This window comes from Streptomyces sp. NPDC002690 (genome assembly GCF_053592415.1).
The window spans coordinates 1-25,978 of record NZ_JBSFVR010000077.1 but is presented as its reverse complement, the minus strand read 5'-3'; the positions used below and the strand labels follow the sequence as shown (position 1 = coordinate 25,978).

Annotated in this window: 14 protein-coding genes and 1 pseudogene; 7 read left to right on the top strand and 8 right to left on the bottom strand. The window is 72.9% G+C overall.

Going from position 1 to position 25,978, the window contains the following annotated elements:
* Positions 1-222: 222 nt before the first annotated feature.
* Positions 223-952: pseudogene (locus ACWD3D_RS12975) on the top strand (IS982 family transposase).
* A gap of 12 nt (positions 953-964) precedes the next feature.
* Here ACWD3D_RS12975 and ACWD3D_RS12970 read toward each other — a convergent pair.
* Positions 965-1,369, bottom strand: a complete 405-nt coding sequence (locus ACWD3D_RS12970) for an Imm32 family immunity protein (RefSeq protein WP_451460952.1) — start codon at positions 1,367-1,369, stop codon at positions 965-967.
* 104 nt (positions 1,370-1,473) lie between these two features.
* Positions 1,474-2,019: a ferredoxin gene (locus tag ACWD3D_RS12965; RefSeq protein ID WP_451460951.1), complete on the bottom strand. Its 546-nt coding sequence runs from the start codon at positions 2,017-2,019 to the stop codon at positions 1,474-1,476.
* A gap of 250 nt (positions 2,020-2,269) precedes the next feature.
* Between ACWD3D_RS12965 and ACWD3D_RS12960 the strand changes: the two genes are divergently transcribed.
* Positions 2,270-3,148 carry a maleylpyruvate isomerase family mycothiol-dependent enzyme gene (locus ACWD3D_RS12960; RefSeq protein WP_451460950.1) on the top strand — a complete coding sequence of 293 codons (879 nt, stop codon included), beginning with the start codon at positions 2,270-2,272 and terminating at the stop codon, positions 3,146-3,148.
* Positions 3,149-3,193: 45 nt separating this feature from the next.
* Entirely contained in the window at positions 3,194-3,421 is a 228-nt protein-coding gene (locus ACWD3D_RS12955; RefSeq protein ID WP_451460949.1) for a hypothetical protein, read from the top strand.
* A gap of 65 nt (positions 3,422-3,486) precedes the next feature.
* Here ACWD3D_RS12955 and ACWD3D_RS12950 read toward each other — a convergent pair whose 3' ends face one another.
* The 3 genes from ACWD3D_RS12950 to ACWD3D_RS12940 form a co-directional block, all read right to left on the bottom strand.
* Positions 3,487-4,491 carry a MerR family transcriptional regulator gene (locus tag ACWD3D_RS12950; RefSeq protein ID WP_451460953.1) on the bottom strand — a complete coding sequence of 335 codons (1,005 nt, stop codon included), beginning with the start codon at positions 4,489-4,491 and terminating at the stop codon, positions 3,487-3,489.
* Positions 4,478-5,167, bottom strand: a complete 690-nt coding sequence (locus ACWD3D_RS12945; RefSeq protein WP_451460948.1) for a HEAT repeat domain-containing protein — start codon at positions 5,165-5,167, stop codon at positions 4,478-4,480. The genes ACWD3D_RS12950 and ACWD3D_RS12945 overlap by 14 nt, the downstream gene beginning before the upstream one ends.
* A 146-nt stretch (positions 5,168-5,313) precedes the next feature.
* The gene (locus ACWD3D_RS12940; RefSeq protein WP_451460947.1) at positions 5,314-6,714 is read right to left on the bottom strand and encodes an FAD-binding oxidoreductase; all 1,401 of its coding nucleotides are present in this window, start codon (positions 6,712-6,714) and stop codon (positions 5,314-5,316) included.
* A 117-nt stretch (positions 6,715-6,831) separates the two neighbouring features.
* On the opposite strand from ACWD3D_RS12940, the gene ACWD3D_RS12935 reads away from it, so the two are divergent.
* The 4 genes from ACWD3D_RS12935 to ACWD3D_RS12920 all read left to right on the top strand — a co-directional run bounded on the left by ACWD3D_RS12935 (position 6,832) and on the right by ACWD3D_RS12920 (position 11,565).
* A complete protein-coding gene (locus ACWD3D_RS12935; RefSeq protein WP_451460946.1) occupies positions 6,832-7,773 on the top strand; it encodes a LysR family transcriptional regulator in 942 nt (313 codons plus the stop codon).
* 140 nt (positions 7,774-7,913) lie between these two features.
* Positions 7,914-9,587: a cellulase family glycosylhydrolase gene (locus tag ACWD3D_RS12930; RefSeq protein ID WP_451460945.1), complete on the top strand. Its 1,674-nt coding sequence runs from the start codon at positions 7,914-7,916 to the stop codon at positions 9,585-9,587.
* A 160-nt stretch (positions 9,588-9,747) separates the two neighbouring features.
* Positions 9,748-9,843, top strand: a complete 96-nt coding sequence (locus tag ACWD3D_RS12925; protein ID WP_451460944.1) for a putative leader peptide — start codon at positions 9,748-9,750, stop codon at positions 9,841-9,843.
* A 267-nt stretch (positions 9,844-10,110) separates the two neighbouring features.
* Complete coding sequence (locus ACWD3D_RS12920; protein ID WP_451460943.1) at positions 10,111-11,565, top strand: hypothetical protein; 1,455 nt, start codon at positions 10,111-10,113, stop codon at positions 11,563-11,565.
* Between the two features lie 96 nt (positions 11,566-11,661).
* Here ACWD3D_RS12920 and ACWD3D_RS12915 read toward each other — a convergent pair whose 3' ends face one another.
* The 3 genes from ACWD3D_RS12915 to ACWD3D_RS12905 all read right to left on the bottom strand — a co-directional run.
* Positions 11,662-12,786, bottom strand: coding sequence for an RNA ligase (locus tag ACWD3D_RS12915; RefSeq protein WP_451460942.1), 1,125 nt, complete (start codon positions 12,784-12,786; stop codon positions 11,662-11,664).
* Positions 12,787-12,921: 135 nt separating this feature from the next.
* Complete coding sequence (locus ACWD3D_RS12910; protein WP_451460941.1) at positions 12,922-20,544, bottom strand: amino acid adenylation domain-containing protein; 7,623 nt, start codon at positions 20,542-20,544, stop codon at positions 12,922-12,924.
* Positions 20,541-25,978, bottom strand: a 5,438-nt coding sequence (locus ACWD3D_RS12905; RefSeq protein ID WP_451460940.1) for an amino acid adenylation domain-containing protein, incomplete at its 5' end; no start/stop codon positions are given. The genes ACWD3D_RS12905 and ACWD3D_RS12910, both read right to left, overlap by 4 nt.

The window sequence follows — 25,978 nt, the reverse complement described above, 5'->3', positions numbered from 1 at the left end:
CCCGGTCACCCGCCCGGCGTCGGCCGCCACCTTGCGGACGTACGACCTCCGTTGGCGGCACCACCCGCCGAAACAGCACCCACAACTCGTCGGGCACGAGCCGCTCAAACAGATCCGTCATGCACGGTTCAACGAACGATCGCACCATAAGAAACGACGTCTTAGACGAGTAGCTCCGAAGTTCCGCCCCGGGAAAGGGATGAGGGTGTCCAAGATCAGTTTGTGACGACCGACCTGAACACCCTCTTGACCGCACTGTATGTGAAGATCGACGACGAGACCGGAGGAACGCGGTGGATGGGGCGACCCCCGCTGCTCAGCGACTCCGAACTCGTCTGCCTGGCCGTGGCCCAGGCGTTGCTGGGCTACGTTCCGAGGCTCGTTGGCTGCGCTACGCGAACAAGCATCTGTCCGACATGTTCCCGTACCTGCCGCAACGGGCGGGCTACAACAAGCGGCTGCGGACGGCATTGCCCCTGGTGAAGCGCATGATCCGGGAGCCGGCCATGGACAGCGACTTCTGGTTCGACAACCACTGGATCACCGACTCGACGCCGGTGCCCTGCGGCATGTCGCGCCCAACAGTCCAGCGGTCCAACCTCGCAGGCTGGGCCGGCTACGGCTACTGTGCCTCGCACTCCCGATTCTTCTGGGGCCTGCGCCTCTACCTGGTTTGCACGCCGACCGGCATGCCGATCATGTGGGCCCTGGCCAACCCGAGCGCGAGAAGAAGCGCTACGGCGAACCGATGCCCAAGAAGGTCCGCCAGTTGATCGAGTCGGTCAACGACACCCTCAAGGGGCAGCTCGACCTTGAACAGCACGGCGGGCGAACCTTCGAGGGCGTCGCGATCCGCGTCGCCCAACGCATCCTGGCGATGGCCGCAGGCATCTGGCACGACAATGCCATCGGCGCACCGGTCACCCGCTCACTGATCGCCTACGACCATTGATCGCAGTCTCGCTCAAAGAGTGGGCGGACCTTCACCCGGGATGCCGACTACCAAGGGCATAGACCCCTCAACGAGGTAGGGATGCCCGGGAAAGTGGTCGATGTGGCGGTGGCCGCCGCCGTCCACATCAGCCATGGCGGTGGCCATGGCATCGAGATTGCCCGCGAAGAGAGCCATGGCGACGGGATCGCCGCTGATCACAAGGATCTGACGCTGGGAGTCGAGATGGATCAACACCCCAGGCCCGGAAGCCTCCCTGACTTCGACCCCCGTCAATACCTCGCCGCCCAGCGCGGTCGCGGACACGGAGCTGATGAATCCCGCGCCCTCGGCCACCGCTCCTGCCAAGCGGGCCAGTTCTATCGCCGAACCAGTGAGTTCCACCTCACCGAAGATGGGGTCGGACACGAGAATCATGGGCGTCGCTCCTGCAAGGTCGGGACGGGACTGCAAAGATCACCCACCCTACGTATCGGCGAGCAAAGCCGTGAGGCGTGATCACACACATCGGATCCACTCGTCTAGAGCTCGGGCAGTGGGTCGGCCGGGGTGGGAGAGCGGCGTTCCTGCAGCCAGTAGAGGTAGATCCGCAGGTCCGTCTCCAGGCTTCCGGAGTCGGTACCACCGGCGATGTAGGCCGCGAAGTCCAGGGCACCCTCCACTGCTCGTTGGTTCGGGATCCACCGGTCGTACCGCTCCCACTCCTGCACCTGAGCTCGCAAGTAATCCACGATCCGCTCCCGGTCCCGCCACCACTCCCGGACCGACTCCGCCGTCCACCGCTGGTCTCCGTCCCAGGCATAGCCACCCACGGGATCCGCCTCGATGGCACCGAGTACGTCCTTCACCTCGTCCGGTGTGCGCGGCTGGCGGTATACGTACTCAGTGAAGTACTGGCCGCCGTAGTGGATGTGCCGCGGGGCTTCGAGTCGGCCGGTCGCGCAGTTGTCCGTCTCGGCGCCGTACACCGGCCCCGGGACGTTGAGCCACAGGCGGTCCTCCCAGCGACCGTTGCAGCTCGGATTCGCCTGGAGCAGGACCGCCGCCGCGTCGAAGTAGAGCGTCATGAGGGAAGCGTACTTTTGCCCGAAGAGCTGAGAGTCGCAGCCTGAGCCGCGACTGGCACCGAGAGCACCCTGTCGAGTCCGGACACCCGAGCTCTGACCTCGAAGGTGCCGACCAGCAGCAGAGCCGCATGGGCGCGAGGGGCCACTGGGCAAACCGTCGGCCGCGAAGGCTTGTCCCGCGTCGCCAAGTCTGATTGGGTACCGCGCACCTCACGCGACGGGCGTGGCGGTCGGGACGGGAGCGGACGGCGTGCGAGCGACAGAACGACAGGACACGGGCGGGCCGTTGCCCGAAGCGCTCCGGCAGGCGATACGCGGGACCGCCGACGACATCGCCACGCTGTTGCGGAACGCGCCCGGCACCACGGCCGCCGTGCCCGGATCGGAGTGGACCATCGGCGAGGCGGCAGCCCATCTGGCCATGGCCAACGAGCTGATGGCGGACCTGGCGGCCGGACGCGAACGCCCGTACGGCGACGGTACGCCGCAGAGCCTGGCGCCGGCCAACGCGCGAGCCCTCGCCGCGTTCGCGGAGCGCGGATCACAGCCGCTGGCGGCGATGATCGCGGAACAGGCCGACGCGTTCCTGGCCGCCGTGGACCGGGCCGCCGTGGACCGGGCCGCGTCCGGGGCGACCGACACGGCCACGGACGCCGGTACCTCCGACGACCCGACGCTGATCACACCTCTGGGCCCCATGAACCGGGCCGTCCTCGCGTCCTATCTGCTGACGCACATGCTGGGCCACGGTTACGACCTCGCCCGTGCGCTGCGCCGCCCGCACATGATCGACGGCGACCGTGTGGGGCTGTGCATGCCGTTCATGCTCTCGGTCATGCCGAGGGTCGCCGATCCGGCCGCGGTAGCCCGCCGCACGACCCGCTACTGCGTGCGGCTGCGGGGCGGCGGCACGGTGTTCGGTGTCGACCTGGCGGACGGCGCGGTCGTCGTCACCGAGGGACAACCGGAGCGGCCCGACTGCACCATCCTCATCGACCCCGTCGCCTTCCTGCTCATCGCGCTCGGTCGGCGCGCCCCGTGGCGGGCCATGGCCCGGGGCCAGGTGTTCGCCCGGGGACGCAAGCCGTGGCTCGGCCCCCGCTTCCCGGCACTGTTCACCGCGCCCTGATCAGGCGTCCGTTCCGTTTCCGGGCCTCGCCCGCGGAGTCGTGCCATGCCGCTGAGTGGGCTGCCGGCCACGGTCTACTGGGACTTCCGGGCTTCGGACCAGGAATTCCTGCACGTCAACGAGGAGTTGCGGCTGCTGGTGCGGGCCCCCGCAGGAACACCCGTGGACGCCATCGTTGCCCTGCGCACACGCGTCGTTCCCCGCGGCCTCGGCCGTGCACTGCGTCTGCCGGGCAAGGTGGCGGGCCTCGACGGGAGGTGCAGGCCGGCTTGAGGGGCACGTCACTTCTCCTCGTGCCGGACTCGCGACGGCGCACTTGGGTCCGGCGACGCGGGACTTCACCGGGTGTCGCGGAGCCGGAGCAGATAGGCGGCGGTCAGCGAGACGGCCCGGTCCTCGTCGTGCGACAGCTCCGCGAGAGCACGCGACGCCACTGCCCCCGGGATGCCCGCCAGTGCCTGGGTCAGCCGGCCACGTGCGGCCGCTCCGGCGGTGGACCGGGCGAGGTGGTCGACGAGCCCCGCCGCGATCCGGTCGGCCGTCGCGGCGTCGCTCGCCAGCTCACTCAGCGCGTCGGCCGCGTCGGTGTCGTTGGCACCCTCCGCGATCATGCCGATGAGCGTCGGGACCGCTTCGGCCACACCGCGTGTCCCGAGCGCCAGAGCCGCGTACCGGCGTACCACCTCGTCCGGACTCGTGAGGGCCTCGCGCAGGTGGTCGGTCGCCTCGGCGCCGGGCAACTCGGCGAGGGACTGGACGGCCCGCTTCCGCACCACGGCCTCCGGTGAGCCGAGGCCTTCCGCCAGCAGTTCCCGGCCGCCGTCGCCCGACCGCGCCACCGCCCATCGCAGGGCGCCGGCGACCACCGGGTCCGTCTCGCCCAGTACCGCCTCGACCAGGGCCTCCACCGGTACCGGAACCCTGTCCACCGAAGAGAGGGCCGCGCGCTGGCGGGCATCGGCGCTCTCGGACCTCAGCGCCCCGAGGAGCGAGACGACATGGAGAACGCTCTCCCAGTCGGCCGGATCCGCGGCGTCGATCCGGCGCAGCCGGGTGAGCAACTCGGTCTCGGCCGCGATGCGTTCGCCCGTACGGCGGACGAGGTCGTCCACGAGCGCGGAGGGCGCGAACCCGGGATCGTCGAGCGCTCGCCCGATCTCCCGCAGCGACAGGCCCAGCGATCGCAGGCTCTCGATGTGGAAGACCCGCCGGATGTCCTGCGCGGAGTACTCCCGGTAGCCGGAACCCGTACGGCCCGAAGGCCGCACCAGTCCCAGCGATTCGTAGTGCCGGAGCATGCGGGCACTGACCCCGGACCGTCTCGACACCTCACCGATCAGCACGGTGCTCATCGTCCGCCCCGGGGGCCCCGGTGAGGGCCACGACGCGCCTGGCCTCCTCGATCGCCGCCTCGAATCCGGTGTCCGGTTCTCGCAGCAGGTGTTCCGTGGCGAGCGCGTGGGAACGGACTTGGGGGTCCGGGGACTTCGTGGCGGCGTGCAGAGCGGACCCGGCCGCCTCGCCCAGCGCGACCAGAGCCTGGCTGAGACTCAGCTGCGTCCCTCTGTCTCCGCGCGCGAGTTGCTTCGCCAGCGCGGCGGCCAGGTCGTGCTCCTCCCCCTGGGGGACGAGCACGACCGCGGCCCGCCAGGCGCTCCTGGCCACCTCGTCGTCGGCGTCCGCCAGCAGCGCCGGTGTGATCGCCGCCCATGCCCGCCGGTCACCGATCTTGGACAGCGTGTGCAACGCCTGGCTTCGCGCCTGAGGACGCTCCGAACGGGCCTCCCGGAGCAGCTCGGGGAGTGTCAGGGACACCGGGTGGCGTACCAGCGCCCAGGTCAGCATGTCCCGGACGAAGAACTCCGGCTCGATCGCGCACCGCTCCACGAGCTTGTCCACGAAGCAGGGGTCGGGCGTCGTCCCGACCGCCAGGGCTGCCCTCAGCCGTACGGTCGGACTGCTGTCCGCCAGCGCCTGGAGTGCCCGTGTCGCGTCCGTGCCCTGTCTCGTCGTGGTCATCGGACCACCTCCTCGGGAGGCAGTGAAGACCTTGTCACCGTGTCAAGGTCAAACGGCGCCGCCGGTCCGAGCCCTTCCACCAAGAGCGCCCCGGCCCTCGCCGCGGCCCGCACGGGGCCCGCTCCTCAACCTGCCCGGCCTTCCGATCACACCGCCTTCCCCGGGTTCAGGATGCCGTGCGGGTCGAAGGCGGCCTTGACGCGTCGTTGCAGAGCATGGTTTTCGGCGCCCAGCTCCTCCGCGATCCACTGCCTTTTGAGGGTCCCGACGCCGTGTTCGCCGGTGAGTGTGCCGCCCAGCCGGAGCGCGAGGGCGAAGATGTCGCCCGCCGCCTCCCAGGCCGCCTCGGGGAGTTCGGACAAGGCCGGGTCGACCACGATGATGGGGTGCAGGTTGCCGTCCGCCGCGTGGGCCAGGGTGAAGACGGGCACCCCTCGCCGGGCGGAGATCTCCGCGATGCCTCGTACCGCCTCCGCCAGGCGGGAGCGGGGGACGGCGATGTCCTCGATCAGCGGGCGCCCCCGGCGTTCGAGAGCGGGCAGGGCCAGCCTGCGGGCCGCCAGCAGGGCGTCCGCCTCGGCGTCGTCGGCGGCGACGGAGAGCGAGGTGGCGCGCCTCGCCAGGACCCCGACGACCCGCTCGGACTCGGCCTGTGCCCCGGCCCCGTCGCACTGGACGATGAGAAGGGCCGCGCCCCGGTCGCGCAGCGAGGTGCCTTCGGCCGCGTCGATCGCGTCGAGCACGGGCCCGTCCAGCAGTTCGGCCATCGCGGGCTCGATCCCGGCCGCGGTGATCGCGGTCGCGGCGTCGGCCGCCTGGGCGAAGGTGTCGAACCAGGCTGCCAGGGTGGCCGTCCCGACGGGTACCGGCCGCAGGCGCACGGTGGCCCCCGTGATGACGGCGAGCGTGCCCTCGGAGCCGGTCAGCAGGGCCGTCAGGTCGTACCCGGCCACTCCCTTGACCGTGCGCCGGCCGGTCCGGACGACCGTACCGTCCGCGAGTACGGCTTCCAGGCCCAGCACGCTGTCCCGGGTGACGCCGTACTTGGCGCAGCGCAGTCCGCCGGCGTTGGTCGCGATGTTCCCGCCGATCGTGGAGAGGGCGGCGCTCGCCGGGTCGGGAGCGTACCGCAGGCCGTGTGCGGCGGCGGCCCGGTCGAGGTCGGCGGTGACGACGCCCGGTTCCACGACGGCGAGTTGGTCGTCCGGAGCGAGTTCGACGATCCGGTTCATCCGCGACAGGTCGAGCACCAGACTGCCGTCACCGGCCGTCGCCCCTCCGGAGAGTCCCGTGCCCGCGCCGCGCGGCACGACCGGGACGCCCAGTGCGTCGGCGTGGCGCAGAACCGTGCACACGTCGTCGGTGCGCAGGGCGTGCACGACGGCGAGCGGTTCACCGTGACGGGGGGCTCCGGAGCGGTCCGTGGCGTACGGGGCGGTGCACAGGGGATCGCTGGTGAGCCGGTCGGGAGGCAGGTCCCGGGCGAGCAGTCCGAGTAACCGGGCTCCCGCGGAGGCCTGCTCGACGGACTGGGTGGCCGTGTTCACGGTCCGGCCGTGGTGTGCGACATGTGGTCAGGATGGCGAACCGTCCGCGCACCTTCAACAAGGAGGAACGATCACAAGTGATCGTGAATGCTTATTGATTGATGCTAGCGTGCACGTATGGGGCCAGTCTTCGACATCGTCGCTCTACGCAGTCTCGTCGCCGTCGCGGACCGCGGCGGATTCCACCGGGCCGCCGAGGCGCTCACGCTCAGTCAGTCCGCAGTGAGTCAGCATGTCCGCCGCCTGGAGCGGGCGTTGGGCAGCCCAGTGGTCGAACGGGTGGGCCGGGCGACCCGGTTCACCGACGCCGGAACCCTCCTCCTCGAAGAGGCGCGCCGGATACTCGGTGTCCACGACGAGGCCGCGCGCAGGTTGCTCGGCTCCGAGCCCGCCACCATCGTCATCGGCTCCACCGAGCACGGAGCGGACCAGATCCTCCCCCGGATCACCGAGGCCGTCCACGGAACGCTCCCGCACTGCCGGGTCCGGTTCCGCATCGACCGTTCCGCACGACTGGTGGAGGCTGTCGACCGCAGGTCCGTGGACCTGGCGGTGTACGTGACCGAGGCGGCGTCGACGGAGGGCATGCAGGTCGGAGGAATGCCCCTGACCTGGTACGCCGCACCGGGCTGGTCGCCGCCGCCAGGCCCGGCCCCCCTCCCTCTGGTCGCGGTGGCGGCGCCGTGCGCGATCCGCCGCAGGGCGCTGGACGTACTCTCCGCGCACTCCATCGCCACTTCGGTCGTCTGCGACGCCGGCTACCTCGCGGGGGTACTGGACGCCGCGCGCGCCGGACTCGGGGTGGCCCTGCTGGCCACCGCGGGCCGGGGCCCGGACGGCCTGGTGGAGTACGCCGGCCTCCCGCAGGCACCCGCGATCCGGATGAGCGCGCACGCCCGGCCGGGCGCCGACCCCGCGATGGTCATGCACGCGGTGGAGGCGGTCCGTTCCCTGCTGGTCGGACTGGAGCCGCCTGGGGCGGGCATACCGGACTCACCCCGTCCGGCCCCGGGGGCGATCACCTCCGGCCTCGCACCGTCGGCCGTGCCGGCCCGCTGAACGGGATCGCCTTCGGATCACCCCGACCCTGCGCGATGTCTTGACGTGACCCCGACAGAATGGCTTTATGGGAGCGCTCCCATTTGTGGGAGCGCTCCCATAACGCCCGATGCTCGACGCGCCCACCCTCTGGAGCCGCAGTGAGAACAGCGAGAAGCACGGCACGAACACACCCCGCCACCCTCCTCCGGAGAGCCCTGACGGCTCTCCTCGGGATCCTCCTCGTCGGTGCCCTGGCCCCGGCGACCGCCTTGGCACAGACCAGTTCGACGGCAGCCGCCACGACCGGTCTCCACATCAGCAACGGGCGCCTCCTCGAAGGCAACGGCAAGGACTTCGTGATGCGCGGGGTCAACCACGCGCACACCTGGTACCCGGGCGAGACCCAGTCGCTGTCCGACATCAAGGCGACGGGCGCCAACAGCGTCCGCGTGGTGCTCTCCGACGGTTACCGGTGGACGAAGAACAGCCCCACCGAGGTCGCCGGGATCATCACCCAGTGCAAGGCCAACCGGCTGATCTGCGTACTGGAGGTGCACGACACCACCGGCTACGGCGAGGACTCCGCCGCGGGCACCCTCGACCACGCGGCCGACTACTGGATCAGCCTGAAGGACGTCCTGGCCGGCCAGGAGAGCTACGTCATCATCAACATCGGCAACGAGCCCTGGGGCAACACCAACCCGGCCGGGTGGACCGCTCCCACCATCAGCGCCGTGCAGAAGCTGCGCGCCGCCGGCTTCCAGCACACGATCATGGTGGACGCCCCCAACTGGGGCCAGGACTGGCAGGGCGTCATGCGCGCCAACGCCCAGGCGGTGTACAACGCCGACACCACCGGCAACCTGATCTTCTCGATCCACATGTACAGCGTCTACAACACCGCCCAGGCCGTCACCGACTACCTGAACGCCTTCGTGAACGCCGGGCTGCCCATCCTCATCGGCGAGTTCGGAGGCCCGGCGGACCAGTACGGGGACCCGGACGAGGACACCATGATGGCCACCGCCGAGCAGCTGAAGCTCGGCTACCTGGCCTGGTCCTGGAGCGGCAACACGGACCCGATCCTGGACCTGGTCATCGACTTCGACCCGACCCGGCTCAGCTCCTGGGGCGAGCGCATCTTCCACGGCGCCAACGGCATCGCGCAGACCTCCAAGGAGGCCACGGTCTTCGGCGGGACGACGGCCGACACCCAGGCCCCGACCGCTCCCGGCACCCCGACCGCCTCGGCCGTGACCGCGACCTCGGCCACCTTGAGCTGGGCAGCCTCGACCGACAACGTGGGCGTGGCGGGATACGACGTCGTGCGTGTCAACGGCACCACCGAGACCTCGGTCGCGTCGTCCACCACCCCCGGCGTCACGGTGAACTCCCTCACCGCGGGCACCGCTTACTCCTTCGCGGTGTACGCACGCGACGCGGCCGGAAACCGTTCGGCCCGCTCGGCCGCGGTGAGCCTGACGACCGCCACCGGCGGCGGATCCACCGGGGCCGCCTGCTCCGTCGCGTACCGCGTGGTCGGCGACTGGGGCAACGGCTTCCAGGGGGAGATCACCCTGCGGAACACGGGCACCGCCGCCGTCAACAACTGGAAGCTCGGCTTCTCCTTCGCCAACGGCCAGACCATCAACAACATGTGGGGCGGGACCGCCGCCCAGAGCGGGAGCGCGGTGAGCGTGACCCCGGCCGCGTACACCTCCGCCATCGCCGTCAACTCCTCGGTCACCCTCGGGTTCATCGGCACACGGGGGGCCACGAACGCCTCACCGGCCGCCTTCGACCTCAGCGGCACGGCCTGCACCCTCGCCTGACCCGTCCGGCCCGATTACCGCTACGACCCGATGCCCGGCAGGGCCCCACCCTGCCGGGCATCGGCTTTCGGGCGAGAACTGCCGTACCCAGCAGGTTCGTCCGTCCATCATGTGGACCGCCCATTGCCCGGGCGCGGCACGACTGCCAAGGTTCGTGACCATGACAACCCTTGGGGAACTCGGGTACGCACCCGCCCTGCTCGTGGCCCGTCGCCACGTGGACCAGTGCAGGCAGTCCAGCGCGCTCTGTCGCTGATCCCACCGGTCCGGCCGCGACGGGACGTTCCGCCGCTTCTCGGCGCTCCTCCCGCACCCCGGGTTCTCCTCACCGGCGTCCCGCCGCACTGCGGCCCCGGACTGTCGGCCTCCTGGCAGTGACCACCACCGGCTCGCTCCGTCATCCCTGACGTCGTCGGCGGTCGAACCCTGCCTTCCTCTTTCGACATCTCCCGATTTCTCACGGATGTCCGCTGCTCCCGGCTGCCGTCCGTCGAAATCGGCTGCCCCCGCCGTCCTCTCCCGAATGGACTCCGCCGTGCCTCGTCCGTCCCTGTTCCCGCGTGCCGCCGTGCTGGGCGCCGCCACCCTCTTCACCCTGGCGGCGGCGTTCCCGGCCCAGGCCGCGACGACGTTCGGTCCGCTGCCCCCGCACAACCCGTACAGCGGCCCCCAGGGCACCGCCACCATGCACGGCGACACCGGCTCGTCCGACGCCACGCCGCTTCCCGGGCCGGGCACGGGTTCGCTGACCTCGAAGCGGGTCGCCCTGCAGTCCGCCTGCCCCACGATCCTGGTCGGGTCGGACGGCTACCCGGTGGCCCTCTGCACGCCGATCTTCGGCCAGGTGCCCACCGTGCATCTGCTCGATCCGGCGTCCGGCGCGTCGCTGACGACGCTCACCATCGCCAAGGGCTCGCTGCTGGGCGGGGTGTACGCCTACCTCGACAACCAGGACCGGCTCGTCGCGGTCGACGGGAACCGCACCCTGCTCCGCATCGGCCACCGCCGAAATTCTTCAGGCAACTGGGAGCTTTACGTGGCGAGTTCGCTCTCGCTGGCCGGGGCCGTGCCGGAGGGCGACGCCGTCACCGGGGTGTCGCCGGACTGGCAGGGCCGGGTCTGGTTCGCCACCGGTGGTGGCGTGGTCGGCACCGCCGACGACACCACCGGCACCGTCCGTTCCCTGACCCTGCCCGCCGGGGAGCGCATCGACAACTCGATCTCGACGGCACCGGACGGCACGGCGATCGCGACCAGCCACGCCACATACCTGCTGACCGCCGCCGCGGACGGCACGCCCGCCATCACCTGGCGGCAGGCCTACGACCGCGGGCCCGCCCGCAAGCCCGGTCAGCTGAGCTGGGGCACCGGTTCGACCCCGACCTTCTTCGGGCCGCGCACCGGCACCGACTACGTCACCATCGTCGACAACGCCTCCCCCACCGAGAACCTCCTCGTGTACCGGACGGACACCGGCGCCCAGGTCTGCTCGGTCCCGGTTCTCAAGTCCGGCAGCGGCAGCGAGAACTCTCCCGTCGCGGTGGGCAACTCGGTCTTCGTCGCCAGCACCTACGGCTACCCCTACCCCGCCCTCCCGGACAACGCCGGCACCAGCGTCCCCGCCTCCGCCGACTTCACGGGCGGCTTCAGCCGGGTCGACGTACGCGCGGACGGCTCCGGCTGCGACCTGAAGTGGGACACCAACATCCGCTCCTCGGCCGTGCCCCGGCTGTCCACCGCCGACGGCCTCATCCACACCATCGTCCGCAGTCCGCTCATCCCGGGCACCAACAGCACGTCCATCCTGGACAACTTCGCCTACGCGGAGATCGACCCGGAGACCGGCAAGACGGTCCGCACCAAGTCCGTCGGTACCGGTTCGCTCTTCGACTCCCTCCAGATGGTGGGCTCCATCGCCCCGGGCGGCGTGGTCTACCAGGGGACCATCACCGGAGTGGTACGCATCAACAACGGCTGATCCGGAAGAGGATGAGGACGGTGGCGTGCTCTTTCGGGGCGGGCCGGGCGTCGGCCCGTACGGCCCGACGCCCGGGAAGGCACGTCGCCGTCGGTGTCAGTCCTCGGCGTTCCGGAACGGCCTGTCGCCGCGCGGCTTGATCTCCCTCCATGCCCAGGCGCCGACCGCCTCGTCGCGGCGGTCGTGGAGGAGGAACAGGACGCCCCGGTGCGCGCTCCCGGCCGCTTCCAGGGCGAAGGCCTTGCGGTCGGCGTCGGCGGGGAGGGCCGCCACGACCCGGCCGTACTCCTCTCTCGCCCGCTGCACGAGCCGGTCGTGGCGCTCGTGCAGGGAGGCCGCGACGGCGCGGGTCCAGTCGGCGAACTCGTCGGGCACCTCGTCGAACAGGACTGCCGGGTCCTGACCGGACGCCAGCACGTCCCAGACGGTCCGTTCGTTCGTGCCGGTGAACAGTCTGTGCAGGTCCAGGTAGGCGGACAGTTTGATCTTCGCCCGGGCTCCGGAGGCGTAGCGGATGACGTACCCCTCCTCGTCCGTACCGTCGGCCCTCGCTCCGTCCAGGGTGGTACTCGTGGCGGCCAGCCGCTCCAGCTCCACCAGGCCGTCCCGCAGACCCCAGGACCGGACGACCGTGCCGATCGGTTTCCAGCCCGGGGCGACGGCGGCCAGCGGCACCTCCGCGCAGTCGGACGGCCGGTAGACGGCGAGGAGGACGAGGTCTTCGCGCCGCCCGTAGTCGACGACGACCCGATTGGCGGGGTAGACCGCCTCGGCGAGGTAGGTGAGTTCGGGGTCGAGGCCGGACAGGTCGGCGGCGTCGAGGACCGCCTGGGCCCACTGGGCCTGCCCGGAGACGAAGCTTCCCTTCGACGCGGCGTGCCAGCGGCCGTCGTAGTGGAAGACGATGATCAGCGAGCCGTCCGTCTTCTCGAATATCTCGAACGGCTCGGCGGGCAGCGGAGGGGCGAAGTCGTGCGCTCCGTGCATGGCCGTCAGGAAGATCTTCGGGAACGGCAGGGCGACCACCGCGCCGGAGACGTCGTCGGCGATCAGGCCCCGGCAGCGCATGGTGACCGGCGTCCACACGTGCCCGTACTGGCACTCCCGCGTGTAGGTGTAGATCGACAGCGGCAGGGTCGGGTGGGTTTTCCGGCTGACGTGGCCCGCCTCCATGGCGGCGGCGAGGTCAGTGGGCGGCAGAAGGGTGTCGAGGTCGGTCATGCGGGACAGCTTGCGCGGCGCAACCCCAGCGGGGCGACGGCTTTTCGCCGCCACCGGCGGGAGGCGGCCACACCCCCCGCGGTTCGGCCGGCTCCGGGGACGGGGAGTGACATCGCACCCCGTCCCCGCGCTCCGTCAGGGAGCAGCAGTCACCTGACGCGGTGACGGCAGGAACCCCGTGCCCTGGAAGTACGTGAGGTAGCGGTCCAGCACGTCGTCGGTGAGCGGCGGCAGGTGGACGCCGAGGGCGGCGACCGCCCCGGCGGTCCGGCCGGAGTCGAAGCGGCGATGGTCCGTCGCCCCTCCGCCGGACCCCTCGCCGTCGCCGCCGCTGCCGCCGAGGAACAGCTGTGCCGCGTTGTCGGGCTGGGCCGCGACGCGGGTCCGCCACTGGTCGGCGGGGAGGGTGCGCACCTCGTGGCCGAGGCGGCCGGCGGCCTCGAAGACGCGGTCCAGGCCGGGCGCGTCCGGGTTGGTGTGGTGGTAGGTCCCGCCGCCCGGACGGCCGTCGAGGACGAGCGCCACCACCGCCGCGCTGACGTGGTCCACGGGCACCCAGTCGGTCGAGCCGTGCGGCAGGTCCGGTACCGCCTCCGCCTGCAGGCACCCCTTGATCAACTGCCAGAGCAGGTCCCGGTCCTGGCAGGCGCCGGTGGTGGTGTCGCCGCTGATGCGGCCGGGGCGGTGGACGGTCACCGGAAGTCCGCGCTCCCGGGCGAGGCCGACGAGCCCTTCGGCGACCCATTTGCTCTGCGCGTAGCCGTCCGGCAGTCCGGCGGACGGACCCGTCGGGCTCGTCTCCGTGAGGATGACGGGAGCGGGGCCCGAGACTGGGGCGTAGACGCCGGTGGTCGAGACGTAGTGCATGCCGGATGAGGCGGAGTCGGCGAGCAGGCGCAGCAGCTCCTCGGTGCCGGCGACGTTGGCGGCGCGCAGATCTCCGTACGGGGTGGCGAAGTTGACGTGTGCGCCGTTGTGCAGGACGGGTCCGAGACGGCGTACCAGGGCGGCCCGGTCCTCGGGCGTCAGGCCGAGCCCCGGGGCACCGAGGTCGCCGGGGACGGCGTGGATCAGTTCGGCGTACCGGGGGTGCCAGAGGCCGTAGTGCTCCAGGTTGGCGCGCAGCCGGTGGGCTGCCCGGGACGCGTCCTCGGCGCGTACCAGGCAGTCGACGGGGCCGTCGGTGGTCTCGATGAGGTCGCGCAGGAGGAAGGCGCCGAGGAACCCGGAGGCGCCGGTCAGCAGCGGGCGGGCGGACGGCCGGGCCGGGCGTCGGGCGGGTGCGGGCGGCGGGGCGTTCCGGCCGGTGCCGGTGATGTCCGGGGCCAGCCGTACTTCCGCGGCGAGGTCCACTTCGGCGACACCCCGCGCGGGGTCCCCCTTGCCCGTGCCGCCTGCCAGGAGGCGGTCCAGCGCCTCGACGGTGGGCGCTGCGAACAGGGTTCGCAGGGTGGGGCGTTGGCCGCAGCGCTCCTCGATCCGCTGGGCGAGGTTCACGGCGAGGAGTGAGTGGCCGCCGAGGGCGAAGAAGTCGTCGGTGACGCCGACCTGAGCCACGCCGAGGGTCTCGGCGAACGCCTCGCAGAGGGCCTTCTCCCGGTCGGTGCGCGGGGCGCGTCCACCGGTCGGTGCGGTCCGGTCGGGCTCGGGCAGGGCCCGCCGGTCGGTCTTGCCGTTGGGAGTGAGGGGCAGCGCGTCGAGAGTCACGTAGGCGGCGGGAAGCATGTGGCCGGGCAGGGCGGCGGCCAGGTGGGCGCGGAGTTCGGACGGGCCGGGCCCCGCCGCGCCGTCCGCCGGCACGGTGTACGCGACGAGGCGCCGGTCGCCCGGCCGGTCCTCACGGACGACGGCGCAGGCCGCCGCCACGCCGGGCAGGGCCGTGAGCACGGCCTCGATCTCGCCGAGTTCGATGCGGAAGCCGCGCAGCTTGACCTGGTCGTCCACCCGGGAGACGTAGACGAGTTCACCGGGTGCGCCGTCGCCACCGGTCCAGCGGACCAGGTCGCCGGTCCGGTACATCCGGCCTCCCGTGCGGTCGGCAGGGTCGGCCACGAAGCGGCTCGCGGTGAGGCCGGGCCTGCCGTGGTAGCCGCGGGCGACTCCCGCCCCGGAGACGTACAGCTCGCCGACGACGCCGGCCGGCACGGGGGCCAGCCGGTCGTCCAGGACGTGTACCCGGGTGCCGTCGACGGGTACGCCGATGGGCACCGTACGGTCGGGGGCGAGTGGTCCGTCCGGGTGCTGGGCGGCGCTCATGGTCGCGCAGACGGTGGTCTCGGTCGGGCCGTAGGCGTTGACGAGGTGGCGGCCGGCCGCCCACTCCCGTACCAGGGCCGGGGTGCACGCCTCGCCGGCGAGGACCACGGTGGTCCCTGCGGGCAGCGAGCCGGCCGGCATCACCGCGAGCGCGGCGGGCGGCAGGGTGAGGTGGGTGGCGCCCCGTTCGCGGACGGTGGCGGCGAGGGTGGGGCCGGGCAGCAGAGCGTCGCGTTCGTCGATCTCCAGGCAGGCCCCGGAGAGCAGCGCCATGCAGAGTTCCCAGAACGCGGCGTCGAAGCTGACGGACGCCATGTGCAGCACCCTGCTGTCCGGGGTGACACGCAGCCGTTCCCGCTGGGACCTGGCCATGGCGCCGGCGCCCCGGTGGGTGACCACGACCCCCTTGGGCCGCCCGGTGGAGCCGGAGGTGTAGATGACGTACGCGGGGTGCTCCGGCAGCGGGCGCCGGGGCGTGGCGGCGCCGTCGCCGGGGTCGCCGGGGTCCGTGGCGTACAGGTGGGGCACTGGGGCCCCGGGGAGCCGGCGGTGGATCGCGGGGGTGGTCAGGAGCAGGCACGGGCGGGCGTCTTCGAGCATGTAGGAGAGCCGGTCGGCGGGGTAGTCGGGGTCGAGCGGTACGTACGCGGCTCCGGCCTTCAGGACGCCGAGGAGGGAGACGAGGAGGTCATGGGTGCGGGGCAGGGCGACCGCCACCCGGTCCTCGGGGCCGACGCCGAGGGCGGTGAGCCGGCGGGCGAGCGCGTCGGCGCGGGCGTCGAGGGCGGCGTACGTGAGGGTGGTACGGGCGTCGCGGACGGCGGGCGCGTCCGGGGTGCGCCGGGCCCACTCCTCGTAGAGCGAGGGGACGGTGGTGCCGGGCAGGTCGTCCGCCGGACCGGTGCCCCAGGTCGTCAGGCGGGTGCGCTCGGCGGCGGTGAGCACCTCGTACGTGTGCAGCGGGCGGGACGGGTCGGTGGTGACCGCGTCGAGCAGCAGGGTGAGTCGTTCGGTGAGGGCCCGCACGGTGGTGGCGTCGAAGAGTTCGGTGGCGTAGTCGACGGTGGCCCGCATGCCGTCGGGCGCTCCGCCGGCGTCGCGGGTCTCGGTGAAGGTGAAGGAGAGGTCGAACTTGCTCACGGCCGTGTCGACGGGCACGGCCGTGACGGTGAGTCCGGGGAGTTCGACGGGGGCGGCGGCGGTGTGGTTCTGGAGGACGAGCATGGTCTGGAAGAGCGGGTGGTGGTTCTGCGAGCGGGCGGGGTTGAGGAGTTCGACCAGCCGCTCGAAGGGCACGTCCTGGTGCGCGTGCGCCGAGAGGTCGAACTCCTTCACACGGGCGAGGAGTTCGAGGAACGTCGGATCGCCCGAGAGGTCCGTGCGCAGCACCAGGGTGTTGACGAAGAAGCCGACGAGGTCGGTGGCCGCTTCGTCGGTGCGGCCGGCGACCGCCGTGCCGAGCGGGATGTCGTCCCCGGCGCCGTGGCGGGAGAGCACGAGGGACAGGGCGGCCTGGAGCACCATGAACACGGTGCTGCCGGTGGCACGGGCCAGGCCGTTGATCCGTCCGGCGGTGGCGCGGTCCAGGACGAAGGCGTGGGTGGCGCCGGTGTGCAGCGAGACGGGCGGTCGCGGACGGTCCCGGGGCAGCTCGACGATCTCCGGGAGCCCTGCCAACGCGTCTCGCCAGTGGGACAGTTGACGGTTCAGCAGGCTGTCGGGGCCGCCACTGAGCAGGCGGCGCTGCCACAGGGCGTGGTCCGCGTAGTCCACGCGGAGTTCGGTCCAGGCCGGGGCCTGGCCGTCCAGGCGCGCGCGGTAGGCGGCGGCGAGGTCGCGGGCGAAGGGTGCCAGGGACGATCCGTCGGCCGCGATGTGGTGGATCACCAGGATCAGGACGTGCGCCTCGTCGGCGAGGCGCAGCAGGGTCGCCCGGACCGGGAGGCGGCGTTCGACGTCGATCGGCTCGGTCGCGGCGGCGCGGACACGGTCGGCGAGTTTTTCCTCGTCGGCAGCCTCGACGACGAGCGGGAGCCGCACGTCCTCGGGTGCGGTGATGTGCTGGCACGGTCCGCCGTCGCGCTCCGGGAAGACGGTGCGCAGGGAGGCGTGCCGGGTGACGACGTCGCGCAGCGCCCGGCGCAGGGCTTCGGTGTGGAGCGGGCCTTCGAGGCGTACGGCGAAGGGGATGTTGTAGGTGGCGGAGGGGCCTTCGAGTTTGTGCAGGAACCACAGGCGCTGCTGGGCGTAGGAGAGCGGGAGGATGGCGGGGCGTTCCTGCGGGACGAGGGCGGGGCGGGCTGGGCGGGCTGCGTGTTCCAGGGCGGTGGCGAGCGTGGCGACAGTGGGGTTCTCGAAGAGGGTGCGGATGTCCGCCTCGGTGTCCAGGGCGGATCGGACGCGGCCCACGAGTCGGGTGGCGAGCAGCGAATGGCCGCCGAGGGAGAAGAAGTTGTCGTCGGCGGCGACGCGGTCCACGCCCAGCACGTCGGCGAAGAGCCCTGCGAGGATCTCCTCGTGGGCACCGCGCGGGGGTCTTCCGGCCGGTCCGGTCCGCCGGGCGGGCGCGGGCAGGGCCTGTCGGTCGAGCTTGCCGTTGGGGGTGAGCGGCAGGGCGTCGAGGAGCGTGATGGCGGCGGGCACCATGTACGCGGGCAGGTGGCGGCCGACGTGCGCGGCCAGCGTCCCGGGGTCCGGGGTGCTGCCGGGCGCGGGGACGACGTAGGCGGTGAGGGTGCGGTCGCCGGGCAGGTCCTCGCGGACCAGGACGCAGGCGGCGCGTACGGTCGGGTCGGCGCGGAGCACCGCCTCGATCTCGGCGGGTTCGATGCGGTGGCCGCGCAGTTTGATCTGCTGGTCCGCCCGCGCCAGGTGGTGCAGGGCGCCGTCCGGGTCGCGGCGCACGAGGTCGCCGGTACGGTACATGCGCGCGCCGCCCCCGGCGAAGGGGTCGGCGACGAAGCGGGTGGCGGTGAGTCCGGGGCGGCCGAGGTAGCCGCGCGCGACGCCGGCGCCCGCGAGGTACAACTCCCCTTCTGCACCCGGAAGTACGGGGCGCAGGGCCGCGTCCAGGACGTGGGCGCTCATGCCGTCGAGCGGCCGGCCGATCGGGGGCACCCCGTCGGGCGCGTCGCCGGGGCGGACACGGTGCAGGGTGGCGAAGGTAGTGGCCTCGGTCGGTCCGTAGGCGTTGAGGACGGCGGTGCCGGGATGACCGGCGGCGAGCCGCTGGAGGACGCCGGGGGCGGCGGCCTCGCCACCGGCGGCGGCGAGCCGCAGCGTGCCGAGGGCGCCGGGGTCGGTCTCGGCGACGACGTTGAACAGGGCGGTCGTCAGGAACGCCGCCGTCACCCCGTGGCGGGCCACCGCGTCACGGATCGCGGCGGGCTGGAGGGTTCCCTCGGGGGCGAGGACCACACGGCCCCCGTTGAGGAGGGGGACCCACATCTCGAAGGTGGAGGCGTCGAACGCGTAGGCCGAGTGCAGGAGCACCGCGTCGGTGGCTCCGTCGCCCCAGGTCCGGTCGGCCGCGAGGGCGGTGATGTCGGCGTGGGTGACGCCGACGCCCTTGGGAAGTCCGGTGGAGCCGGAGGTGAACATCACGTAGGCGAGGCGGGCACCGGACCCGCCACCGCCGGAAGGCAGTTCGCCGGGAACGGCGGGGCCCCCGTGCAGCACCCGGCCGGCCGGGTCGACGGTCACCACCGGTGTGCCGGGCGGGAGTTGCCGGACCCAGGGATGCGCACGGGTGGTCTCGTCGACGACGAGGACGCGTGGGGCTGCCACCTCCGCGACCCGGGCGAGGCGTTCGGCGGGCCAGCGCGGGTCGAGGGGCACGTAGGCGGCGCCGGCGCGCAGGGCCGCGAGCGAGGCGGTGACCAGGGCGGCCGAGCGGCCCAGGAAGATGCCGACACCGCTCTCCGCCCGGACTCCGAGTCCCGTGAGCGCTCCGGCCAGTCGGTCCGAGAGCCGAAGGAGCCGGCCGTAGGTCAGCTTCTCGCCGGCACCGGTGACGGCGACCGCGTCCGGCTGCCGGGCGGCGATGTGCGCGAAGGTTTCCGGCACACCCATCACCGTTGCCTCGGGCGGGAGTTGGGCGCCCCGGCCCTGGGTCACCAGCGCCTCGTGTTCGCCGTCCAGGAGAACGGGTACGGCGTCGGCACGCGTGTCGAGCCCCTGGGCCATCACCGTCAGCAGCCGGCGCATACGGGCCGCCGTGCGGGCCACCTCCTCGTGGCCCAGGACGGCGGCCCGGTGGGCGAAGGTGATCCGCAGGGTGTCGCCGGGGGCGATGGTGAGGGTGAGCGGGTAGTGGGCGGCGTCCGTGCCGCTGAAGCCGGTGACGGCGATGCCGGGCAGCCCCTGCTGGGCGGTGCGCAACGCCTCGGCGTCCAGCGGGTAGTTCTCGAACACCGTGAGGGTGTCGAAGAGTTCGTCCGGTCCGGTGACCTCGCGGATCTCGGTCAGCCCCACGAACTGGGCGCCCAGGAGCCGCGCCTGCTCGTCCTGGAGCCGGGTCAGGAGCGTGGCCAGGGTGTCGTCGGCCGCCGGTCGCAGCCGTACCGGCACGGTGTTGATGAACAGCCCGACCATCGACTCCACCCCGGGGATCTCCGGCGGACGGCCGGAGACGGTGGTGCCGAACACGACGTCGGGGCGGCCGGTGAGCCGGGTGAGCAGGAGCCCCCAGGCGCCCTGCACCAGGGTGTTGAGGGTGAGCCGGTGGGCCCGGGCCGTCTCCCGCAGCCGGGTGGTGGTGGCCTCGTCCAGGTCGAGGACGAGCATCTCGGGCAGGCCGCCCGCGCTCGGGGACCCGCCCGGGGCGGGCTCTCCCGGGGCCGGTGCGCCGCCGCGCCGGGCTCCGGCGAGCAGGGTGGGCGCCTCGATCCCGGCCAGCGCGGTGCGCCAGGTGTCCAGGGCCTCCGCGCGGTCCTGCTGGGCCAGCCACGCGAGATAGGTGCGGTACGGGGCGACCCGGGGCAGGGCGGAGTCGTCGCCCCCGGTCGCGTACAGCTCGAAGAGTTCGCGCACCAGCAGCGGCATCGACCATCCGTCGAGCAGAATGTGATGGGCCGTCATGACGAGCCGGTGAGCGCGGGACGCGGTGCGGATCAGCGTGAAGCGCATCAGGGGCGGGGCGGCGAGGTCGAAGCGCCGGGTGCGGTCGGCGGCGAGGAACGCGGCGAGGCGTTCCTCCGTCGCCGCAGGACCGTCCGGGCCGGTCAGGTCCAGCTCCTCCAGCGGTACGGGCACCTCGGCGGCGACGGCCTGCACGGGCTCGTCCAGGTCCTCGTGGAGGAAGCCGACCCGCAGGTTGGCGTGCCGTCGCAGCAGGCCGCCGACGGCGGCGCGCAGCACGGGGACGTCGGGGGTGCCTTCGATGTCGAAGACGAACTGCGCGGTGTAGACGTCCACGGCGGTGGAGTCGTACAGCGCGTGGAAGAGCATGCCTGCCTGCAACGGCGTCAGCGGCAGAACGTCCTCCAGCTGGAACCCGGTCACTTGCGTCCACCCCACTTGTTCTGCAGTCGGTCGATCTGGGCCTGGTCCAGGGAGACCAGGGGGAGGTCGGACGGCGTCCAGCCGCCCGCGTCGGGCCGTTCGGCGTGTTCGGCGAGCACGCGCAGGGCGCGGGCGAAGGCCTCGGACAGGGCTTCCACGTCCTCCTCCGGGAGGAGTTCGGCGGGCCAGGTCCAGCGGGTCACCAGGCTCGGGCCGTCCGGCCCGTCCTCGGTGTGCGCGTTGATGTCGAGCACGTGGTGGACGGGCATGCCGGGGTCCTGGGCCCGGGGTCCGCCGCCGTCGAGCAGCACCTCCCAGTCGGCTCCGCCCGTCTCCCCCGCGTCCTTCGGACCCGCGTATCTCCCGAGGTAGTTGAAGCCGATCTGAGGGTCGGGTGCGGCGGCCAGCCGGGGGCGGGTCGTCGCGTTGAGCCGGCGCAGCATCCCGTAGCCGACTCCGTGGTCGGGGACGGCCCGCAGCTGTTCCTTGACGCGCTTGAGGGCGCGTCCGGCCAGGGCCGCGTCGAAGCGTCCGGGAGCGCGGGGGTCGAGCGGGCCGGGGTCCAGCCGGACCGGGTACAGGCTGGTGAACCAGCCGACGGTACGGGACAGGTCGAGGCTCTCGTCGAGCTGTTCCCGGCCGTGGCCCTCCAGATCGACGAGAACGCCGGTTCCACCGGGGCCGGCCGTCCCGCCGAAAGCCCCCTCCGCGCGCCGGGCGTTCACCGCGAGGGCGAGACCGGTGAGCAGCACGTCGTCCACTCCGGCGTGGAAGGCGGCGGGGACGGTGGTGAGGAGGGGCCGGGTCCAGGTGGCGGGCAGCCGGGTGACGAGGGTGCGGGTCCGGCCGGCGGTGTCCCGGCCGGGGTCGAGCGGGCGGTGTCCCAGTCGCGGGTCGGGGGCGACGGACACCGTTTCCCAGAGCGGGAGTTCGGCCTCGCGGGTGGGGTCGCCCGCCCGGGCGGCGAGGAGGTGCGCCCACTGCCGGTAGGAGGTGGTCGCGGGGAGGGTCGCGTGCCGCCCGGGGCCTTCGGTGACGATCCGCCAGGCGGTGGCCAGGTCGTCGGCAAGAATGCGCCAGGAGACGGCGTCGACGGCCAGGTGGTGGACGACGAGGAGCAGCCGACCGCGCGCCCGGGGCCCCGCGTCGCACCAGACGGCCTCCACGACGTTCCCGTCGAAGGGGCTGAGCCGCAGGCGGGCCTCCTCACCGCCCTCGGTCACGGCGGCCCGGACCGCGTCGGCGTCGAGGCCCGCGACGTCGATCCGGGTGAACCGGTCGACGGCGGGGACGGAGCCCCGGGGCAGCGCTTCGAGGACGGGCTCGCCGCCGGCCGCCGCCACCACCCGGAGGCGGAGCATGTCGTGGTGGTCGAAAAGGAGTTGGAGGGCGGCGGTCAGGGTCTCGGGGGCGGCTCCCGGCGGCGTGCGCAGCGCTGCTGACTGGTTGTAGCCGTCCGTGGTTCCGGGACGCTCCAGGAACCAGGCGACGATGGGGGTCGCCGGCATGGTGCCGGTCCCTCCTCCGGCCGGTCCGGCGGTGCCCCGGCCGGGCGCGGCGTGCCCGTCGAGCGCGGCGTGCCCGTCGAGCGAGGTGGCAGCGGCGGCGATGGCCTCGGGCGTGCGGTGGACGAAGACGTCACGCGGGGTGACCCGCAGGCCGGCCTCGCGGACCCGGCTGACGAGCTGGATGGAGAGGATGCTGTCGCCGCCGAGGGCGAAGAAGTCGTCGTCGGTGCGGACGGAGGGGACGCGCAGGACGGAGGCGAACACCTCGCAGAGCGCCTGTTCCTTGGTGGTGCGCGGCCGTCCGCCCGGGCGTACGGCACCGGGCCGGGCCGGTGCGGGCAGGGCCCGCCGGTCGGTCTTGCCGTTGGGCAGCAGCGGCAGCGCGTCCAGCGTCACGAAGACCGCGGGCACCATGTACGGCGGCAGGGTCCCGGCGAGGCGGGCGCGCAGTTCGCGCTCCGCGGGTGCCGGGGCGCCGTCGCGCGGCCCTGCGACGGTGTAGGCGACCAGGCGCCGCTCACCGGGCCGGTCCTCGCGGACCAGGACGCAGGCGGTGGCCACGCCGTCGAGTGCGGTGAGAGCGGCCTCGACCTCCCCGGGCTCGATGCGGAATCCGTTCACCTTCACCTGGTCGTCGGCGCGCCCGACATGGGTGAGCAGGCCGTCGGCGTCCCGCCGGACGAGGTCGCCGGTGCGGTACATCCGGCTCCCGGCGGGTCCGTACGGGTCGGCGACGAACCGTACGGCGGTCAGGCCGGGGCGGCCCAGATAGCCGCGGGCGAGTCCGTCGCCCGCGAGGTGCAGTTCGCCTGTGACGCCGGGCGGCACGGGCCGCAGACCCGCGTCGAGGACGTAGGCGCGGGTGTTGTCGACGGGGTGTCCGAGCGGCACGCTCACGTCCCCCGCCGGTGCGCCGGCTTCGGCGGTCCGGTGGTGGTGGGCGGTGGCGTCGATGGTGGCCTCGGTCGGCCCGTAGAGGTTGTGCACCTCTGTCCGCCAGTCCCGTGCGACGCGTTCCGCCAGCGCCCGGGGCAGTGGTTCGCCGCCGCACAGGACGGCCCGCAGCGTTTCGGGTGCGGTACCGGGAGCCGTCTCGGTGAGGACGACCGCGAGGTGCGAAGGCACGAACTGGGCGAGGGTCACGCCTTCGGCGCGCATCCTGGCCAGCAGCCCGGCGGGGTCGTGGTTGAGGGCGGGCGGCACGGGACAGGTCGAGCCGCCGTGCAGCAGCGGCAGCCAGGTCTCCCAGACCGAGGCGTCGAAGCTCGGCGAGGTGCGGGCGAGGACCCGGTCGTCGCGGCTGAGGCCGAGGTGGTCCGCCATCCACGCCATGTGGTTGGTGAGGGAGGCGTGGGTGACCACCACGCCCTTCGGGGTACCGGTCGAGCCCGAGGTGTAGATGACGTACGCCGCGTCGCGCGGGTCGGGCGCCGGGGCGGGCGGCGTGGCGCGCCCGGTGGACCAGGCGGTCCGGTCGTCCAGTGCCAGGCCGGGCAGGGTGAGGCCGAGGTGTTCGGCGCGGCCGGTGTGGGTGAGGAGCAGCGCCGGGCGGGCGTCGTCGAGCATGTGGGCGATGCGCGCCTCGGGGTACTCCAGGTCGACCGGCAGATAGGCGGCGCCGGCCTTGGTGACCGCCAGCATCGCGAGGACCTGGTCCGCGGTGCCTTCCAGGGCCAGTGCGACAAGGTCACCGCGGCCGATACCCCGGTCGTACAGGTGGTGCGCCAAGTCGTCGGACAGGACGTCGAGTTCGGCGAAGGTCAGGCCGTCGCCGCCGTCGCGTACGGCCCGCGCCCCGGGGGTGCGGGCGGCCTGTGCGCGGAACGCCTCGGGCGCGGTACGGGCGGGCCCGGGCCGGGCCGGGCCGTACGCGACGCGGTCCAGGCTCCGTCGCTCGTCCGGGTCCAGCACCTCAACGGTGTGGACGCGCAGGCCGGGGTCTGCGGCGAGCGTGGCGAGCAGGCGGGTGAGGCGGGCGGCCAGGGTGTGCGCGGTGGCGGGGACGAAGAGTTCGGTGGAGAACTCCAGGACGCCCCCGAGACCGGCGGGCCGCCCCGAGTCGTCGTACGTCTCCGTGAAGGTGAAGGTCAGGTCGAACTTGCTGATCCCGGTGTGCACGGGCTGCTGTGTCACCGTCAGTCCGGGCAGCCCGATCGTTGCGTCGCCCTGGTTCTGGAGGACGAGCATGGTCTGGAAGAGCGGATGGTGGTTCTGGGCGCGGACGGGGCTGAGGGCATCCACCAGCCGCTCGAACGGCAGGTCCTGGTGGGCGTAGGCCGCCAGGTCGAAGTCCCTTACCCGGTCGACGACTTCGCCGAACGTGGGGTCGCCGCTCAGGTCGGCGCGCAGCACCAGGGTGTTGACGAAGAAGCCGACCAGGTCGTCGAGCGCCTCGTCGGTGCGCCCGGCGACCGCGGTGCCCAACGGGATGTCCGCACCGGCTCCGTGGCGGGAGAGCAGGACCGACAGGGCGGCCTGGAGGACCATGAAGAGGCTGCTGCCCCGGGTCCGGGCCAGGCCGGCGAGCGCCCGGTGGGTGTCGGCACCGACCGTGAAGGGATGCGCGTCGCCGCAGTGGGCCGGCACAGCGGGTCGCGGCCGGTCGTAGGGCAGTTCGAGCAGGTCGGGGGCGCCGGCGAGTGCGCCGCGCCAGAAGGCGAGTTGGCGGGCGGCCTGACTGGAGGGGTCGTCCTCCTCACCGAGCAGGGCACGCTGCCAGAGGGTGTAGTCGGCGTACTGGACGGCGAGTCCGGTCCAGCCCGGTGCCTCGCCCTTGGCCCGTGCCCGGTACGCCTCGCCCAGGTCGCGGGCGAGCGGGGCCAGGGACCAGCCGTCCCCGGCGATGTGGTGCAGGACCAGCACCAGGACGTGGGCTTCGGGTGCGAGCCTCACGAGCCGGGCCCGTACCGGGAGTTCGGTGCTCACGTCGAAGGCGTGCGCCACCTCGGCGGTGAGTGTGTCGCCGAGGTCGGCGGGGTCGGTGTCGCGGGGCGTCAGGTCGAGGTCGGCCCTGGCGGCGTCGAGCACCAGTTGCCTGGCGACACCGTCGGTGTCGGGGAAAACGGTGCGCAGGCTCTCGTGGCGCTCGACCACGTCCGCGAGGGCGCGCTCCAGGGCCCGCGCGTCGAGCGGGCCGTCCAGGCGGAGCACCAGCGGCACGTTGTAGGTCGCGCTGGGCCCCTCCAGCCGGCCGAGGAACCAGAGGCGCTGCTGCGCGAAGGAGAGCGGCAGCGGATCGGGACGTTCCCCGGTTCTCTCCAGGGGTCTTCTGGCTGCCTCGGCGCCGTCCAGCACGGCGGCGAGGGCGGCCGGAGTGGAGTGCTCGAAGAGCGCCTTGACGGGAACCTCCACGCCGAGCGCGGTGCGGATGCGGGCGGCGAGGCGGGTGGCGAGCAGGGAGTGTCCGCCGAGGGCGAAGAAGTCGCCGTCACCGCCGACGTGGGTCCCGTCGAGTCCGAGGACGTCGGCGAAGAGACCGCGGAGGATCTCCTCGCGGGCGGTACGGACGGTGAGGGCGGTACGGGCCGTGCGGCTCGCGCCCTTCCGGTCCGGGTCCCCCTGCACGGGTGCGGGCAGAGCCCGCCGGTCCACCTTGCCGTTGACGGTCAGCGGCAGCGCGTCGAGCGGCACGAACGCGGAGGGCACCATGTACGCGGGCAGGGACCGGCCCATCGAGCGGGCGAGGTCGTCGGGCTCGGGGCGCGTACCGGCGACGGGCACCACGTAGGCGACGAGGCGCCGGTCGCCCGGGGTGTCCTCGCGGACGACGGCGAAGGAGTCGGCGACTCCCTCGCAGCGGGCCAGGACGGATTCGATCTCGCCGAGTTCGATGCGGTAGCCGCGCAGCTTCACCTGTCCGTCCGCGCGGGCGACGTAGGCGATGTGCCCGTCACCGGTCCAGCGAACGAGGTCACCGGTGCGGTACA

Coding starts and splice junctions, on each gene's coding strand:
- ACWD3D_RS12965 (WP_451460951.1), bottom strand. CDS start 2,019: ATGACGCTCTACTTCGACGCGGCGGCGGTCCTGCTCCAGGCGAATCCG.
- ACWD3D_RS12925 (WP_451460944.1), top strand. CDS start 9,748: ATGACAACCCTTGGGGAACTCGGGTACGCACCCGCCCTGCTCGTGGCC.
- ACWD3D_RS12935 (WP_451460946.1), top strand. CDS start 6,832: ATGGGGCCAGTCTTCGACATCGTCGCTCTACGCAGTCTCGTCGCCGTC.
- ACWD3D_RS12945 (WP_451460948.1), bottom strand. CDS start 5,167: ATGACCACGACGAGACAGGGCACGGACGCGACACGGGCACTCCAGGCG.
- ACWD3D_RS12915 (WP_451460942.1), bottom strand. CDS start 12,786: ATGACCGACCTCGACACCCTTCTGCCGCCCACTGACCTCGCCGCCGCC.
- ACWD3D_RS12955 (WP_451460949.1), top strand. CDS start 3,194: ATGCCGCTGAGTGGGCTGCCGGCCACGGTCTACTGGGACTTCCGGGCT.
- ACWD3D_RS12920 (WP_451460943.1), top strand. CDS start 10,111: ATGGACTCCGCCGTGCCTCGTCCGTCCCTGTTCCCGCGTGCCGCCGTG.
- ACWD3D_RS12970 (WP_451460952.1), bottom strand. CDS start 1,369: ATGATTCTCGTGTCCGACCCCATCTTCGGTGAGGTGGAACTCACTGGT.